The organism is Vibrio sp. RW, assembly GCF_027587105.1.
Classification (GTDB): Bacteria; Pseudomonadota; Gammaproteobacteria; order Enterobacterales; family Vibrionaceae; genus Vibrio; species Vibrio toranzoniae.
In genome coordinates, this window is the sequence record NZ_JAPPTM010000009.1 from 41,945 (window position 1) to 57,111 (window position 15,167).

At 44.4% G+C, this 15,167-nt stretch carries 18 protein-coding genes; 5 read left to right on the forward strand and 13 right to left on the reverse strand.

Going from position 1 to position 15,167, the window contains the following annotated elements; genetic code table 11:
- Positions 1–33: 33 nt before the first annotated feature.
- From OCT63_RS10320 to OCT63_RS10360, 9 genes are all read right to left on the reverse strand, one after another.
- On the reverse strand, positions 34–1,578 hold the full coding sequence (locus tag OCT63_RS10320) for an HAL/PAL/TAL family ammonia-lyase (RefSeq protein WP_269983682.1): 1,545 nt from the start codon (positions 1,576–1,578) through the stop codon (positions 34–36).
- Positions 1,556–3,352, reverse strand: a complete 1,797-nt coding sequence (locus tag OCT63_RS10325; protein ID WP_269983683.1) for a glycosyltransferase family 2 protein — start codon at positions 3,350–3,352, stop codon at positions 1,556–1,558. The genes OCT63_RS10320 and OCT63_RS10325 overlap by 23 nt, the downstream gene beginning before the upstream one ends.
- Positions 3,345–3,707 (reverse strand): ApeI family dehydratase, encoded by a 363-nt coding sequence (locus tag OCT63_RS10330; RefSeq protein WP_161674814.1) that lies wholly within the window; start codon positions 3,705–3,707, stop codon positions 3,345–3,347. Before OCT63_RS10330 ends, OCT63_RS10325 begins: the two co-directional genes overlap by 8 nt.
- 87 nt (positions 3,708–3,794) lie before the next feature.
- Complete coding sequence (locus OCT63_RS10335) at positions 3,795–5,183, reverse strand: AMP-binding protein (RefSeq protein WP_269983684.1); 1,389 nt, start codon at positions 5,181–5,183, stop codon at positions 3,795–3,797.
- A 6-nt stretch (positions 5,184–5,189) separates the two neighbouring features.
- Positions 5,190–5,747, reverse strand: a complete 558-nt coding sequence (locus OCT63_RS10340; protein ID WP_269983685.1) for a septation protein IspZ — start codon at positions 5,745–5,747, stop codon at positions 5,190–5,192.
- On the reverse strand, positions 5,747–6,004 hold the full coding sequence (locus tag OCT63_RS10345; protein ID WP_017056835.1) for an acyl carrier protein: 258 nt from the start codon (positions 6,002–6,004) through the stop codon (positions 5,747–5,749). Before OCT63_RS10345 ends, OCT63_RS10340 begins: the two co-directional genes overlap by 1 nt.
- A 10-nt stretch (positions 6,005–6,014) precedes the next feature.
- On the reverse strand, positions 6,015–6,275 hold the full coding sequence (locus tag OCT63_RS10350; RefSeq protein ID WP_004736154.1) for a phosphopantetheine-binding protein: 261 nt from the start codon (positions 6,273–6,275) through the stop codon (positions 6,015–6,017).
- A 106-nt stretch (positions 6,276–6,381) separates the two neighbouring features.
- Positions 6,382–7,152: a lysophospholipid acyltransferase family protein gene (locus OCT63_RS10355; protein ID WP_269983686.1), complete on the reverse strand. Its 771-nt coding sequence runs from the start codon at positions 7,150–7,152 to the stop codon at positions 6,382–6,384.
- A complete protein-coding gene (locus OCT63_RS10360; RefSeq protein WP_202612624.1) occupies positions 7,149–7,898 on the reverse strand; it encodes a beta-ketoacyl synthase chain length factor in 750 nt (249 codons plus the stop codon). The genes OCT63_RS10355 and OCT63_RS10360 overlap by 4 nt, the downstream gene beginning before the upstream one ends.
- Positions 7,899–7,970: 72 nt before the next feature.
- Here OCT63_RS10360 and OCT63_RS10365 point away from each other — a divergent pair, with 72 nt between their 5' ends.
- Genes OCT63_RS10365 through OCT63_RS10375 form a run of 3 tightly spaced genes read left to right on the forward strand, consistent with a single transcriptional unit; the run spans position 7,971 to position 10,733 of the window.
- Positions 7,971–8,360: a hypothetical protein gene (locus OCT63_RS10365; protein WP_017056839.1), complete on the forward strand. Its 390-nt coding sequence runs from the start codon at positions 7,971–7,973 to the stop codon at positions 8,358–8,360.
- A 31-nt stretch (positions 8,361–8,391) separates the two neighbouring features.
- Positions 8,392–9,465, forward strand: coding sequence for a methyltransferase (locus OCT63_RS10370; protein WP_269983687.1), 1,074 nt, complete (start codon positions 8,392–8,394; stop codon positions 9,463–9,465).
- Positions 9,466–9,491: 26 nt separating this feature from the next.
- Positions 9,492–10,733: an NAD(P)/FAD-dependent oxidoreductase gene (locus OCT63_RS10375; protein WP_269983688.1), complete on the forward strand. Its 1,242-nt coding sequence runs from the start codon at positions 9,492–9,494 to the stop codon at positions 10,731–10,733.
- A 126-nt stretch (positions 10,734–10,859) separates the two neighbouring features.
- Here OCT63_RS10375 and OCT63_RS10380 read toward each other — a convergent pair whose 3' ends face one another.
- A complete protein-coding gene (locus OCT63_RS10380; protein WP_017056842.1) occupies positions 10,860–11,366 on the reverse strand; it encodes a hypothetical protein in 507 nt (168 codons plus the stop codon).
- Between the two features lie 138 nt (positions 11,367–11,504).
- Positions 11,505–12,638: a flagellar assembly protein FlgT gene (locus OCT63_RS10385; protein ID WP_060467277.1), complete on the reverse strand. Its 1,134-nt coding sequence runs from the start codon at positions 12,636–12,638 to the stop codon at positions 11,505–11,507.
- A 191-nt stretch (positions 12,639–12,829) separates the two neighbouring features.
- On the opposite strand from OCT63_RS10385, the gene OCT63_RS10390 reads away from it, so the two are divergent.
- On the forward strand, positions 12,830–13,465 hold the full coding sequence (locus OCT63_RS10390) for a FlgO family outer membrane protein (RefSeq protein ID WP_029627050.1): 636 nt from the start codon (positions 12,830–12,832) through the stop codon (positions 13,463–13,465).
- 9 nt (positions 13,466–13,474) lie between these two features.
- Entirely contained in the window at positions 13,475–13,906 is a 432-nt protein-coding gene (gene flgP, locus OCT63_RS10395) for a flagellar assembly lipoprotein FlgP (protein ID WP_017056845.1), read from the forward strand.
- Positions 13,907–14,207: 301 nt separating this feature from the next.
- Here flgP and OCT63_RS10400 read toward each other — a convergent pair whose 3' ends face one another.
- Both OCT63_RS10400 and flgM read right to left on the reverse strand, forming a co-directional pair.
- Positions 14,208–14,633 carry a flagella synthesis protein FlgN gene (locus tag OCT63_RS10400; protein WP_046224995.1) on the reverse strand — a complete coding sequence of 142 codons (426 nt, stop codon included), beginning with the start codon at positions 14,631–14,633 and terminating at the stop codon, positions 14,208–14,210.
- A 74-nt stretch (positions 14,634–14,707) separates the two neighbouring features.
- Entirely contained in the window at positions 14,708–15,025 is a 318-nt protein-coding gene (gene flgM, locus OCT63_RS10405; RefSeq protein WP_046224996.1) for a flagellar biosynthesis anti-sigma factor FlgM, read from the reverse strand.
- Positions 15,026–15,167: the final 142 nt, after the last annotated feature.

The window sequence follows — 15,167 nt, forward strand, 5'->3', positions numbered from 1 at the left end:
TATGAGGTTAACTACTCCATGAGTAAAGTTCTTTTAATAAAGTGACCAATGCTGACTTTGAATACGAGAAATAAAGTGGCGTAGATCGCCTTCCAGCGGACGGTCCTCGACTATAAACTCAAACTCTTTCAGTACTTCGTCGCGAATGTGCTTGAGGTTTTCACTCATGTGGTGCTCATCAAGCTCATTGTGGCGTTTACGAAGCTCAAGCGCTTGCGTACCAGCCAGTAGTGACGCTGCTGCTACTTGTTCGGTTAGCTCTAGAACACGTAAACAGTCGCGAGCAGCAATGGTGCCCATGCTCACTTTGTCTTGGTTGTGACACTCAGTTGAGCGAGAGAATACGCTTGCAGGCATAGTATGTTTCAATGCTTCTGCTGTCCAAGCTGACACGCCGATTTGTACTGCCTTGAAGCCGTGGTTGATTGGCTTACGTTCGCCTTCTGCACCCGTTAGGTTAAATGGCAAACCGTTGTTGAATTTGTAATCCATCAGCTGTGCCATTTGGCGATCAAGCAGGTCAGCAAGGTTGGCTACGGCTGTTTTTAGCGTATCCATTGCCATTGCGATATGGCCACCGTAGAAGTGTCCACCGTGCAGTACGCGCTCATTATCACCATCGATAATTGGGTTGTCGTTGGCACTGTTTAGTTCGTTCTCAATCATTTGGCGAAGCCAAGGTAGAGAGTCTTGAACCACACCGATAACATGTGGAGCACAGCGTAGCGAGTAACGATCTTGCAGGCGATCACTGTTACGTGGCGGGCGATCCGCTTGTAAGTCATCACGTAGCCATGCCGCAACTTGCTGTTGACCCGGATGAGGCTTCACTGCAAACAAAGCTTCATCGAAATGGAAATCGTTGCCTTGCATACCCACAGACACCATTGCCGTGATTTTAGTCGATAACTGAGCTAGGTATTCCGCACGTTTGTAGGCAATACAAGCCAGCGCTGTCATTACTGATGTGCCATTCATCAATGCCAAGCCTTCTTTTGGCTTAAGCTTGATAGGGCTGATGCCTAGCTCTTTGTAGACGTCACTAGTAGGGCGAACTTCGCCTTTGTAGATAACATCGCGCTCACCAATCAGTGCGGCCGCCAGATAAGACAGCGGCGTTAAATCGCCACTGGCGCCAACCGATCCTTCTTGAGGAATACGCGGCGAGATGTCTTGGTTAATCAGAGTAACGATCTGGTTGAGCAAATCATGAGTCACACCAGAGACACCTTGTGATAAAGAACACAGGCGTGTTGCTAATACTGCACGAGATTGTTCGTGAGACAGTATTTCACCTAAACCACAGCCGTGAAAGCGCGTTAGATGCAGTGGTAATTCATCAACAAGATTTGGCGGAATCGCAACGGTACATGAGTCACCGTAGCCCGTTGTCACACCATAAATCACGCCTTCTTCTTTCAACAGGCGTTCTAAAAAAGCGACACCACGGTCGATCTTAGATGTGAATGCTTCACTTGAGTTCATCGAGGCTTTTGCGCCTTTTGAGATAGCGACAACATCCTCAATCGTGAGGCGTTCGGCACCAAAGGTGATGCTATTTGGATTCTTTTTCGTCATGGTGCTTGCTCAATGTCCAAAAATTAAAAAAGTTGTACCACTGAAGCGGGGCTTTCAGTGTGTAGTGCTGAAGTCGGTCTGCGTATTGTTGAACGACTTGCTGTAAAGATTGTTCGCGCGTCTTCCTTGGTAGCTCGATCTTGTCGCTAAAATGCTCGAAATAGACATTAAAGTGCGGCTTAGCTCGTGAGTCATCACGTAGCCCAAACAATAAGAACACGGGGGCTTTGAGAACCGAGGCTAACATAAATGGTCCTTGAGGGAACGGCGCTTCCTTACCCAAGAACTCTGCCCATACCGAACGGCTCTCTTTGCTGGTGGAAGTTCTATCACCAACAATCACGATCCACTCACCTTGCTCCAACTTTTGCTGCAATAAGATAGCCGTATCAGGCCCCATCGAGGTCACTTGAATCAAGTTTAAGTCAGACTGCGGGTTCACGGCTTTCATAACCGAGTTAAAACGCTCAGCGTGTTCTGTAAAAACCAAAGCATTGATTTTGATGTTCGAGTGTCTGCGACCTAAAGCGCGGCACAGTTCGATATTGCCAAGATGAGAACCCAGAATCAGCACACCTTGTTGGTTGGCTACCATGCTTTCGAATTGGTCTTGGCCATGAATCGTCAGGTTATCTGCCGAGAAGTCACCTTTCCATGCGGCTAACTTATCTAGCATAGTATGGCCAAACGAAAGCAGATGGTTATAACTGGTTAACTCAGCGGGTAACTCGATATTCTGTTGCTCTGCGTACGCCTTTAGCTGGAACAAGTATTGCTCAGAAGCGTTTCGTGCGCGTTTGCCCGTTAAGTGGTAGTAACGCATCACACCGCGTAAAATGAGGTTAAAGACACCGCGACCTAATAGGGTATACACGGCCAATAGTAGCTTGATGCCGAGTACGGTGCCGCGTTCTTGAGTGCGAGACCAATGGGGTTGTTCTGAAGCTTGTGGTTCTGAATCAATCGATAAACTTTGGTTATTATCAGCTGAATCGGATTTGAAATGGCGAGCAATCAATTTTGGTGCTCTTGGCAGCATGCCGAAAAACAGTCGTGTGTGCATCCAGCTGATTTTTACGTTATCCCACAGCGCATCGAAATGAGAGACGCCATTTTCTGGGTAGATGACGCGTGTTTTAACGAAATCAATGTCACAACCTTCCCAATATAAGCGAACCAGAATCTCGATATCGAAGTCCATTCTAGAGCCAACATCGTATTTGTTGAGTACCGCTTGTGTTTGATTGATCGGGTACGCTCTAAAGCCACACATGCTGTCTTTAATTGATAAAGAAAGGGTTTCTATCCATACCCAAATGTGTGTCGCGTAGCGCCCGTAAAGCCTTGCCTTAGGCACACTCTCGTCGTAGATAGGTCGGCCTGATATCAGGTGTTGTGGCTTAGCTTGTGAGGCCTCAATCAATGTCGGCAAGGCTTCAAGGTCGTGTTGTCCATCAGCATCTATCTGAATAGTGTGGCTAAAGCCGATCTCTTGTGCTTTTTTGATCCCCGCTTTTACTGCGCCACCTTTGCCTTGGTTCTGTTCAAGCGTCACCAAGGTTACGTTTGAGTTCTCTGCAAGTGGAGCCAGAAACTGTTTGGTCGCGAGTTCACTGCCATCATCAACAATAATAATCGGTAGTTCAGATTCAAGGAGTGATGAGACGACTTCGGGCATGGTTGCACCATGGTTAAAGCACGGTATAAGGAAGCAAGCCTTGTAGCTGCTTTCTTTTGTTTGGTCTTGAGTAGCCTCGACGGGAGCGCTATTCACTTTTCTCTCCCAGCTTCATTTTGCCTGAAGAGTGGGTCTGTTCACCGTTGTTTGAGGTGTAACTGAAGCTCAGCTTGTTTTTGTCAGTATCCCATTTGAGTGATAGCTGAATTGTTGCATCAGGCAGGATAGGCTCTTGGAACTTGATGACTTCCATGCCTTTAAAGAAGCCAGGGACATTTAGCTCTTGGACAGCGTAATGAAGTGCCCAATCAATTTGCGTGACGCCGGGAAGAATCGGGAAGCTCTTGAAGTGTCCCTTAAAATCGGTGATATCTGCGCTAACATTGAGTGTCAGGGTCGATTCATTCTCTACCGTGTCTACAGTAATGATGTTTGGTTTTCTTTTATCCATAGGGCGTGCTTAGAATCCTTGGGCAAATATTGGTTCTTTGACAAAAATATAAAAGATAATCTCAGTGTAAAATACGATCAGCGGTTTCTATGATTTTATTAGCTGTTCTATGTGAGATGTTAATCGCTTACCTTGGCTGTTGAGGGGGATCTCATCGACAACACGGTACTTTCTTGGGATAGCGATCGGTTCTAACCACTTTCTGAGTTCTGAACGCAGCATCAACCAGAACTTACCTCTGCTCATGGTTACGAGTGTTGCTTGGCCTTCCTCTGATAGTACCAAAACCGACGCTAAAATTAATCGCTCAGGCTCCTCAAATGGAATAACCACGCACTCACTTATCCAAGGCAGTTGCTCCAGCCGCTTTTCGACTTCAACCAGTGATACTCGTTTTTCTTCAATCTTAATGACTCGATCGGTGCGGCCTTTCAATATGAATTGATTCTCCGAGACCATTTCACACTCATCAGCGGTCTGATACCAGTTGTTTTTATCGATGTAGGGCGACAATAACTTAATGCAATTCTCACTGTTGAGACTAGCCTCAATGCAGTCAAAAAGTTGCCAAGGCGTTTGAGCGCTTTCTTGTTGGCGAAAGGCGATGCCTCCGGTCTCTGTGCTGCCAAACACCTCGATAGGTAAATGACCAAGTAGATCTCGTGACTGGTGAGCCGACTCGGTAGGCAGTGGACCACCCGAAGAGAAAACACCAGCAAGTTGCGCGGTTTTGCTCTCGTGTTTTAATCGTTTGAGCAAAGCAGGGCTACTAATCAGTACACAATTTTTATTGGCGTGGGACAGAATCTGTTCTGGGTATTCAAGATTGTTTCTCGCGAATGGAATGCCAGAACAGAGCGGCCATAAGATTCTAAACAGTAAACCATAGATATGTTGATGAGAAACTGTGCTTTGGATTCGGTTACCCTTGAGTAACTCTCCCCAGTTTTTAGCTAGCTGAGCCGTCTCAATGTCTAGGTGCTCTAAGGTTTTATCTATAGCTTTGGGCGTACCACTCGAACCTGAAGTAAACAGGGTCAAGTGGATTGATGCCAAATCAATGGTCGTCAGATTATCGGTTAGAGGCTTTTGTACTTCGGTGTTGGAGTTTAATAAGGTTTGGATATTGCGAACGTCACTCACCTCTACTTCGCCAATCGAGTTATCAACTAGCAGGCAATCAAACTGTTCACTTAACTCAGCAAGCGCACAAGGCTGGTAGTTGCCCGGTAAGATGATGTGTTTGCTGGCTGCTGCACACGCCAGAAATGCCACCGAAAATAGGTAGCTGTCCTGGGTACAAATCGCAACTCGTTGAAAAGGGGATGAAGATAAAAGGTGTACGAGTTGAGATAAGTCGTCGTTAAAGGTTTGCCACGTAATCTTGCTATTGTCGTCAAAGCAGACAATAGATTCAGGGGCTCTTTTTTGACTGAGAAGGTCAGACAACGAGATGTAAGGTACGGTTTGGGTCATAACAATTTAACTCTGACGAATACGCTGTCTTACCACCCATTCTCCTGCAAAGAGTAACCCTGCGAACATATAGCTGAGTAAGCCGTTGTATAGGGTCCATATTTCAAGAGGTTGGAAGCAGGTATAAAGGGCAATAGAGCCATTGATAACAAAGAATAAGCACCAAATCTTAGTGACTTTTCGTGTGTAATCAATCCCACTTTGCGGAAGTTCAGGCTCTTGAAGTCGAGCAAGGCGTTCGATAATCGTTTGAGGTTGCCATAGGCTTGAAGCAAATACAGCCAACATACAAACATTAACGATAACGGGATAATAGGTTAACCAACCATGCTGTTTAAAGGTTAAACCTAAGGCCAACAGAACAATTCCAGCACTTCCGCTGATCCAAGCTAGGTGTTTTAGCTCTTTGATTTTAGCCTGACCAGCAGAGAAAATGCGGACAGCAAAAATAGCGGCTAAGACGATACCAACGGTTTGTAGGCCAAACTTGTTGAGTCCAAAGTAAACCGCTATTGGATAAGTGAAAAGTATGATTGCCGACAGTAAAGTCAGCAGAGGACGCATTACGCGTCCTTCAATAGTTCAATCACAGACTCAACAACGTCATTAACGGTGCGTACTGCTTTGAACTCTTCAGGTTTGATCTTCTTACCGGTTACATTTTGTAGGTGAACGACCAAATCAACCGCATCAATGCTGTCTAGGTCGAGATCTAGATAAAGATGAGCTTCAGGCGTGATATCTTCAGCATCAAGCTCGAACAGCTCAATAAGCGCATCTTTAACCTGGTTGTATACTTCTTGTTGGTTAGCTTGTGTCATAAAGATCTGTCTAGTTGTTCGTTTGAGATGAGATGTAGTTTGCTAGGTTTTCTACCGATGCAAAATGCTGGCGAGTGTTTGAGTCGTCGGCATCAATAACAATGTTGTACTTCTTCTTGATAGCAAGGCCAAGTTCAAGTGCATCGATAGAGTCTAGTCCCAGTCCATCACCAAATAGTGGAGCTTCTGTTTCAATCTCATCAATGCTCATGTCTTCAAGGTTCAATGCGTCGATGATCAGTTGTTTCAGTTCGTTGTGTAATGTTTCCACTTTGGCCTACTTAGTACTTTATCTAAATGCTGCTTTAAGGGAGGCGATTCTACATTATGCGAGGTATTTTCCAAATGCTGATATCGCCAGTTGTCTTATTGATGAGCTAAATGTTGTCTTCGGAAGGGAAAATAGTCTCTGCAAGGTGGTGATTAAGGCGTCTTGCTGCCGAAGTTAAGTTATTTGCATTCTCAATAAAGGGTGCGACTTCTATTTTACCTTTCACCGCAATATGAAAAAAGGGTTTCGTAGCAGGAACTTGATACCATTTTTTCTCTTTCGTTAAGAATGTCGGAGAAACTGTAATATGAATAATGCGTAAATCGGTTTGTGTTCGAGTCGCTATTTGCGCCGCACCACGTTGTAAGGATGGTTCAATTCCTGGCGTAGTGCGAGTCCCTTCAGGAAAAACGAGCAGTACATTGCCACGTGAAAAACGCTCTTCACAGCGCTCTAAAAGATCGTCAGGTGTTTGGTTGGGGATATAACCTGCCGCTCTAACAATCCTCTTCATAAATGGGTTTTCCCATATTGCCGCTTTGACGAGACAATCACATTGAGGAAGTTGAGAGGCGATCAGTACATAATCAATCAAACTTGGGTGATTGGCGACGATGATGCAGTTACGATCTTTGCGTAGCAGTTCGGCGCCATCAATTCGGTAATCAATCGCGCCCGTGAACTTCATAATCCGGCAAAAAGCATTAAATGAAAAACGAATCAGTCGTTGAGTCTTAAGCTCTCTTTGAATGGTGTTTGATGTGGTGATCGCGATCGAAGGCAAGATCAAGAAGCTAAGTACTAACCCTCCTAAACCGAAGATGGTGAAGCAAAGCCCTGTCGCGAATACTCGCCAATATTGGTCGATCTTACTCATTCTTGAGTTCCAGGTTTCGTGTTGTTTACCCATGACCAAGCTTGGTGTTTTCCGGCAATAGTCCAACGTTGTGCATTTTGTAGGATGCTCTGCAGTGTTTGCAGGCCTTGCGGTAAATCAGTCGCTGGTCTATCACTGGTTACTGTCCTTGAAACAGAGTAGTCACGGCCTGCGGTTAGCACTAAGCCCAGAGCATAATCAGCATAGTTCTGAGTTTCGTACTCTTGGTAGAGGTCAGGCAGAGGCTGATCGAAGTCGATGACTAACACACGATGCGATGGGTATTGGTGAAGGTAAAGGTAAGCTTCAATTAGAGCGTTATGGAAAGTATCTTGCCCAGCGGCGATTGAGGACAGTGGAATTGGTGCTTTCGCGGCAATGGTAGTTAGCCCGGCTGCGGTATTGTGTACCGACTGCGAGAACGCCATTGGAGAAGCATCGTCACCTTCCAGTACTGATTGAATTAATGTGGCAGTTCGGTGTAGCTCACCATGTCGGCTGGCAAAAACCAGATAATCAATCGTGGTGTCTTTTAATAAGGTTAATGCAGTTTGGACGGCAAGTTTGCTTTGCACACTCATGCGACGGCGCATCATCGGAGGAATAGCTTTAAACTCAGTTGAGCCATTTTTCGGCCAATCTAAATTAGAGCTCCACGTTTTCCATTCAACAATTGAATTGAGGCCAGCCGAATTTGCAGACCATTTCTCGATATTAAATGACATTAATTGTGCTTGATTTGACATAGAGTATTGATTTGCTTTGGGTCTAACTAAATACTATGCGTGCTTATAAATAAACACAGATAAGGAATTTAAATGAAATTATTAAAAATAGCCGTTTCAATGTTATTCATACTCGTTCTTGCAGGGTGTGGACGTGTCCAGCCTGTAATGAATGTTGAGGATACTCCAGTTGCACTGAATCTTCAAAGTAAACAGGTGAAATCAGCTATTTATGAGTCCGCTGAGAATCGAGGCTGGTTGGTTTCAGAAATAAAGCCAGGCTTGATTCGTGCCGAGCTGTATGTTCGTTCACACCATGCGGTGGTTGAAATTCCTTATAGTGACAAGTTTTACTCTATTCTTTACGTTGAATCAGAGAATTTGAAATATGACGATGGTGAAATACACCGAAATTACAACCGCTGGGTTAATAACTTAAACGTTGATATTAAACGCAAGCTTGCACAAATGGCTGCAGAGTAATCCCTCCTATTATTTGAAAGTTAGGTTTTTCGTGTCGGAATATAAATTAGATCCATTCAACGCATTAGAAGCAAAAACAGAAGCGCAAAAATTATCTTTTGCTCCTATTGTTTTTCATACAGCTCGTACACTTCGAGATTTGGGTATTTTAAAGGCCCTAGATGAGGTGGGTAATGATGGTTTACCCGCCGAGAAGCTTTCGGAAATAACCGGTGTATCCGAGTACGGCGTGAAAGTTCTACTCGATATGGCGCTAAGTGCTCATATTGTTACTTGGGACAAACCTAACTATAAAATAGCCAACCTTGGTTTTTACCTTCTGCACGACGGCATGACTAATGCCAACTTGGATTTCACTGCCGATGTTTGTTATGCCGCGATGATGCATTTAACGGAAGCGATTGAAGAAGGAACACCTGCGGGCTTGAAAGAGCTGGGTGATTGGGAAACCATTTACCAAGGTTTATCTCAATTGCCAGAAAAAGCAAAAGAGAGCTGGTTCAAGTTTGATCATTTCTATTCAGACCGCTCGTTCCCAGTGTTGCTTGAGAAAGTCTTCAGTAAGAAGCCGAAATCGCTGGTGGATATTGGTGGTAACACGGGTAAGTGGGCAATGCAGTGCTGCAACCACGACTCAGATGTTGAGATAACGATTGTCGACTTACCACAACAACTAGAAATGGCCATGGTAAACGCAACGCAGCACGGCCATCAAGACAGAGTGACGCCATTCCCAGCCAACATGCTCGATAAACATCAAGCGTTGCCGACGGGCGCCGATGTGTGGTGGATGAGCCAGTTCCTTGATTGCTTCTCGCCCATGGAGATTTTGAGCATATTAAAGCGTGTACGCTCTCATATGTCAGAGGAAGCGACGGTCTATATTCTTGAGCTGTTTTGGGATGCACAGAAATACGATGCGGCTTCTTATAGCTTAAACGCGACTTCTCTTTACTTCACTTGTTTGGCCAATGGCAACAGCCGTTTTTACCGCAGTGAAGATTTCTTAGAGATCGTTGAAGAAGCAGGCCTTGAGGTAGTGACCCGTACCGATGATATCGGCCTTGGTCATACGCTGCTTGAATTGAAAGCTAGCGCGCAATAAAAAAATAACAAACATGGCTTAAATGAATGAAAAAATTGTCAACTCAAGTAGTGATCATCGGAGCTGGGCCATCAGGGTCTATTGCCGCGTCTTTGCTTCATAAAAAAGGCATCGATGTTCGAGTGATTGAAAAGAGCCTTTTCCCGCGCTTTTCTATTGGTGAAAGCTTGTTACCGGCTTGTATGGAAGTGATTGAACAAGCTGGCATGAGCGAAGCGGTGGCTGACGCTAACTTCCAATTCAAAGATGGTGCCGCTTTTCGTAAAAATGGCGTGTACACCGCGTTTAATTTTGAAGATAAGTTCTCTGCTGGGCCGGGAACCACGTTTCAGGTTCAGCGAGGGGCCTTTGATAAGGTGTTAGCAGACACAGCCGAAGCACAAGGCGTTACTATTGATTATCAACATGAGTTGATGGGTATTAACTTCACTGAAGATAGTACCATTTTAGACGTACAAGTGCTTGATGGAGAACGCTATCAGCTAGAAGCTAAATACGTGCTGGATGGCAGTGGCTTTGGTCGCGTGTTACCAAAGATGCTTGATTTGGAAGAGCCATCATCGCTTCCACCTCGCAAAGCTATTTTTACGCACATTAACGACCATATTTCAGAGGTTGATACCGACCTTGAATATGATCGAAACAAAATTCTGATCTCGGTGCACCCGACCAATCCTGACGTTTGGTATTGGTTGATCCCGTTTAGTAACGGAGTGTCTTCGTTTGGTGTAGTCGGGGAGCCTAAGTTCTTTGAATCATACCCAGAAGATAAGATTGCCGCGATTAAGCAACTGGCAACGGAAGAGCCGGGTTTGGCTGAAATATTGGCGAATGCAGAGTATCCAAACCCTGCGGGTGAAATCGGTGGCTATTCTGCCAACGTAAAACACCTTGCCACAGATAAGTATGCGCTATTGGGCAATGCCGGTGAGTTCCTTGATCCTGTGTTTTCATCAGGTGTGACAATTGCGATGAAGTCGGCTCAGTTTGCGGTTGAGTGCGTGGAAAAGCAGCTCAACGGTGAGAAGGTTGATTGGGATCGTGATTATGCCGATCCATTGATGGTTGGCGTAAACACCTTTAGAACTTATGTTGAAGGCTGGTACTCAGGTACCTTGCAGGATGTGATTTTCTATCAAGACCCCAACCCGAAGATTAAGCAAATGGTGTGCTCAATTTTGGCGGGCTACGCATGGGATCATACCAATCCTTATGTGAAAGACTCACAACGCCGATTGACGACTCTGGCAGAGATCTGCCGAAGCTAGGTGGTCTATTTAGCGTGCGATGACGCCCTAAAGTAGCAAGGTAACTAGCCTAAAAATAAACACAGCCGCATTTGCGGCTGTGTTTGTATCTGAACAATATGGGTAGTCAGCCTATTCGAGTGAAGGCTATTTCAGATCGATACTGTTCAATCGTCCCATAAAAATAAGCAAATCAATCACATCTTTGTGAGCATCAAGCAGTGCACGTTTGGTTTGGCTATAAGCGGCAAGTCGACCGTGTTTTCTGATTGAGCACACCTTAGTTTTGTATTTGTAATCGCCATTCTCAGAGAATACACGCCATTTAGCGATATAACATTCGTCACGGTGTTCAGGGTCACTCTGAGTCGGGTTTGGCTTGAATACAATTTTGGGCTCTAAACTATGGGGTAGGCGCGTCATCAAGTAGGGCTCTTTGAGGACTTTGGGCCAAAACTTACCCCAAAGCTTTCTGCCTAGCTCATCTCTCAATTTTATAGTTTTCTTCAGTGCCTTATTTTCACCCATACGAACAAAGCCGACAGAGCGATGCAGCACCGTATCTTCGGGAGTATGAATATGGATTTTAAAAGCGGTTTGACCTTTCGAAATAAAGCGGTAACCGGTCGCACCAATTAGATTATTCTGACTCATAGCTTACTAAATGATGATTATGTTATTAATAAGGTTACGACAAATACGTCTAAACCGAAACCAATCATCAGAAAAAAATAAAGCCTTAGTACTTTTGCTAAGGCTTTATGAAAAACGATGAAGCGAACGTGTCGCTAACTACATGATTTTTTGCATCACATCACCAATCTGAATGCTTCCTGCAAGGCTTGGCTGATCAATAGTGAGTTCCGCTTCATTTTCGTAGACGCGAGAAACTGTCAGAGTGATATCACTTTGAGATACTTTATTACGTGGTAAGCCTCGTTGGTCGATAAACGAACCTGTATGCCACAGTTGTAGTTTGTCACCTCGTTGTACGCCATGCAGTCGACCTAAATCGATGGTCACTGTGTTACCAAATACAGCGGCAACTTCTGGAAGGGTGATCTTGCATGATACTTCAGACTCCAAGTCCAACATAATGTTGCGGCTGACACGAAGCATCATAGTGCCGTAGGTGGATGCCCAGAAACGCGCACTACGGGTATCGACTTCACTGGTCTTAGCGAATGGCCACTTGGCTACTTCACGATAGCTACGGTTATATACTTGATGGCCTGTTTTGCCATCGAATACCTGCATTTCTAATGCAAACTGGCGATTGATAACGTCATCTTTCAATAACTTAGATTCGACGGTTGCGGTTAAGTCGGTAATATCGCCGCCAATAATGTATTGTGCGCCAGTGTCTTGAGCGATCATCTTAATGACTTCAGGTCGACGTTTATCGATGTCGTAGTCGGTCGTGCCTACAGAAACAAAGCTGCGAGACTCTTGCGCGAGTTGACGGTCAACGACATGGCCGAAATCATCTCCGAGGTTATAGATCCTGCCCATCACGGCCTGTTGAGGGGAAGTCACATCTATATTACCGACCAAGAATGTCTTCTTATATTGGCTCTCATGGCAAGCATTTGCCGAAGGGTAGATGTCGATCTTTGCAGTGATCATTAAATTGCCACCGCGTGATTTCTCTTTTTCAACCAAGATGTAGCGTACTTCGTGATTGGTAAACTGGAACTCTTTTTTCTTTGCGTCTAAGTAGGGAGTGAGGTTGGAAATGCTGCCTATATCGGCTCCTGAGAACTGCACGGCTTTATAGACCGCGTCTTCCAGAGCGTGAATCCTTGCGGTCTCTTCTGACGATACGATGGCGGCAGTACCGGTAACTTCATACCAAGAGGCATGAACATTGAAGTTTATTGTGACTAATAAACTTATTGAAAATAAGTAAGAAATTATTTTTTTCATCTATTCGTTACCAGTTGGGTATAAATATTGCTTAACAAATAACTATAAGCTTGAAGCTGACTTAAGTGTGTTTTTCTTAATCTGAACCATTACTGAAAAGCAAAGACTGTTCCAACATTGTAATCCATTGAAAAAATAATGGTGAGAAGATATTGGCACAGTAAGCACTATAAACATCTGGAGATAAGAGAATGAAAAAATGGCTCGTAGTAATGAGTGTCATGTTGATGACATCATGCGCTTATTCGCCTATATATAACGGCAAGTCTGAGTATTCAGGCAGTCAGTTTATGTTGATGGCTAGCCCTCGTCATACCATGGATTTCTTCGTAGAAAGTATGACTGAAGATTTGATCATTTCGAATACGAGTATTTCAGCAAGAACACCGATTGCCATTACGTCGTTTGTTGACCTACAACATATGGACACAACAAACTGGTTAGGTAACTCAGTTTCAGAAGGCTTTATTCATCAATTTCAGCGTCGTGGCTTCAAAGTCGTTGATTTCAAAACCACAGGCTCAATTCAGGTGACTCAGCAGGGCGACTTCTCTTTAAGTCGTGACTGGAAAGACCTAGCTCAAGAGCAAGATGTCCAGTACGTTTTGACGGGCACTATGCTTCGCCAAGAAGGCGGTGTGCTTGTGAATGCTCGTGTGGTTGGCATGCAAACTCGTATCGTTGTTGCTTCTGCTCAAGGTTTCTTACCAGCGGATCGTATTGGTCGTGACCTAGATACTCTGAATAGTATTCGAACTCAAGATGGTGTCATCATTCGTTCTGATCCAACGATGACTCAGCCTTATACTGTTATTCTTCGCCCTTAGGAGTTCGTGATGAAGAAGTTAATATTTGTTGTCGTCGCTTTATTGCTTGTTGGTTGTCAACCATTACAAAACATGAGGCCAAATGATTTTCTAGTTGCTGTTGGCTACGCTAGTATCAGTGAGCAAAAAGGACGTAATGACGAAGAAAAACGTATCCGAGCGATGAGAGCTTCTAAAATTGATGCTTACCGTGAGCTTGCTGAACAAGTCTATGGTATGCGGGTGAGTGGTAGAGCTGAGCTTGAAGATCAACGTCTTGGCACCGAGAGAACTTCTGGTGCTGTTGATGGTGTAATCCGTGGCGCAGAAGTGGTCCGCAGTTACCCTGTCGGTGATAGTTATGTTACTGAGCTTCAGCTAGATATCCGAAAGATGGAACAGTTACGTAATTACGGTGAAGTTCAAGCAGTGCCTCAGAAAAGACAACAAACGTTGTTCTAACTCAAGCATCATCTAGTTATAAGATTATCCAGTTATATTGACTGTCACTCGCTTTCCAGATGGCGTAACGGCAACCAGTAACAGGTACGAACACAGAGCGGCAAGTATGAAAATACTTGCCGCTTTTTTGTTTGTAGATTTATTGGGCACATTTACAGGTTCTATGAAAGCTTGACGGGTCGAGCGAGAAGAATAGGCTGAGATACAGATACAGATACAGATACAGATACAGATACAGATACAGATACAGATACAGATACAGATACAAGCAAGAAGGGGGGTATGAAGAGGGTTAACCTAACTAAGCTTTTATGTTGGTTCCCAGTGTAGAGATGGTGTGAGTTTGGCCACCAGCGTTGTACGTCATGCCAACCTTTCCGTGGCTTTGTTGCATCATATTACTGAGTTTTTTAAAGCTAAGCTGTGCTCGGTTCAGGGCTTCGCCATTAACTAGGTTTGCTTGATGGCAGTCGTGCACGATGGACTTGATTGTCGCGACTATTTGAGCAAGTTCAGGATTCTCGGTCAGTTCTGAGACATTAGTATGGGCAGAGATTCGTTGATCGGTTGATCTTAGTTGTTCGACAAGGACAACTTTTTCTTGAGCTATTCGTTCAATATCATTTGATTTTCTGCTGGTGATAGCGGTTTTTTCTGAACTTAAAAGATCAGATAAGGCTTTGGCATTTTGAAGTTGGAAATTAACTAAGTCTGCGAGTGCCGCCATAATTTAAACCTGCTGAACTTCTTTGGTAAAAAGGGAAATCTTTAAGTAAAGATGACTTCGTACTGAGTCATCTATCAAAGGTCTTTTAATTCGTTCTCAAACTTGATCATATTATCAGCCAACTTCTCTGGATCGACCGTATATGAACCGTTTGTAATCGCTTCTTTAATCGCTGCTACTTTTGCTGTATCAAAGCTAGGCTGTGTGGCCATGTCTTGGTGCAGTTGACCAATTGCTTTGCTTTGTTGGCTCAGAGAAACCGCGTCTTTGCTTGCTGGAGATTTAGCTGCAACATCAGAATGAGATGTTTGAGGGCTAGAATCAGAGCGCGCTGCTGATCGGTTAGTGGTCGTTAGGGTATGCCCTGAACGTATATTATCAATACCTGCCATCGTTAAGCCTTTTTCTTCAAAAATGGGAACCTGTACAGTCAATATCGACCAAGGGTTCGAATACTTTAGCAAATTTTTAGCTCAATAGTCGAAAAGGGACGTCACACCACAGCCGTTATATTTGGCGTTAAGTGTTGAGAGT

Coding starts and splice junctions, on each gene's coding strand:
- OCT63_RS10330 (WP_161674814.1), bottom strand. CDS start 3,707: ATGGATAAAAGAAAACCAAACATCATTACTGTAGACACGGTAGAGAAT.
- OCT63_RS10380 (WP_017056842.1), bottom strand. CDS start 11,366: ATGAGTCAGAATAATCTAATTGGTGCGACCGGTTACCGCTTTATTTCG.
- OCT63_RS10335 (WP_269983684.1), bottom strand. CDS start 5,183: ATGACCCAAACCGTACCTTACATCTCGTTGTCTGACCTTCTCAGTCAA.
- OCT63_RS10340 (WP_269983685.1), bottom strand. CDS start 5,747: ATGCGTCCTCTGCTGACTTTACTGTCGGCAATCATACTTTTCACTTAT.
- OCT63_RS10385 (WP_060467277.1), bottom strand. CDS start 12,638: ATGAAAAAAATAATTTCTTACTTATTTTCAATAAGTTTATTAGTCACA.
- OCT63_RS10365 (WP_017056839.1), top strand. CDS start 7,971: ATGAAATTATTAAAAATAGCCGTTTCAATGTTATTCATACTCGTTCTT.
- OCT63_RS10360 (WP_202612624.1), bottom strand. CDS start 7,898: ATGTCAAATCAAGCACAATTAATGTCATTTAATATCGAGAAATGGTCT.
- OCT63_RS10355 (WP_269983686.1), bottom strand. CDS start 7,152: ATGAGTAAGATCGACCAATATTGGCGAGTATTCGCGACAGGGCTTTGC.
- OCT63_RS10345 (WP_017056835.1), bottom strand. CDS start 6,004: ATGACACAAGCTAACCAACAAGAAGTATACAACCAGGTTAAAGATGCG.
- OCT63_RS10375 (WP_269983688.1), top strand. CDS start 9,492: ATGAAAAAATTGTCAACTCAAGTAGTGATCATCGGAGCTGGGCCATCA.
- OCT63_RS10320 (WP_269983682.1), bottom strand. CDS start 1,578: ATGACGAAAAAGAATCCAAATAGCATCACCTTTGGTGCCGAACGCCTC.
- flgM (WP_046224996.1), bottom strand. CDS start 15,025: ATGGCAGGTATTGATAATATACGTTCAGGGCATACCCTAACGACCACT.
- flgP (WP_017056845.1), top strand. CDS start 13,475: ATGAAGAAGTTAATATTTGTTGTCGTCGCTTTATTGCTTGTTGGTTGT.
- OCT63_RS10390 (WP_029627050.1), top strand. CDS start 12,830: ATGAAAAAATGGCTCGTAGTAATGAGTGTCATGTTGATGACATCATGC.
- OCT63_RS10400 (WP_046224995.1), bottom strand. CDS start 14,633: ATGGCGGCACTCGCAGACTTAGTTAATTTCCAACTTCAAAATGCCAAA.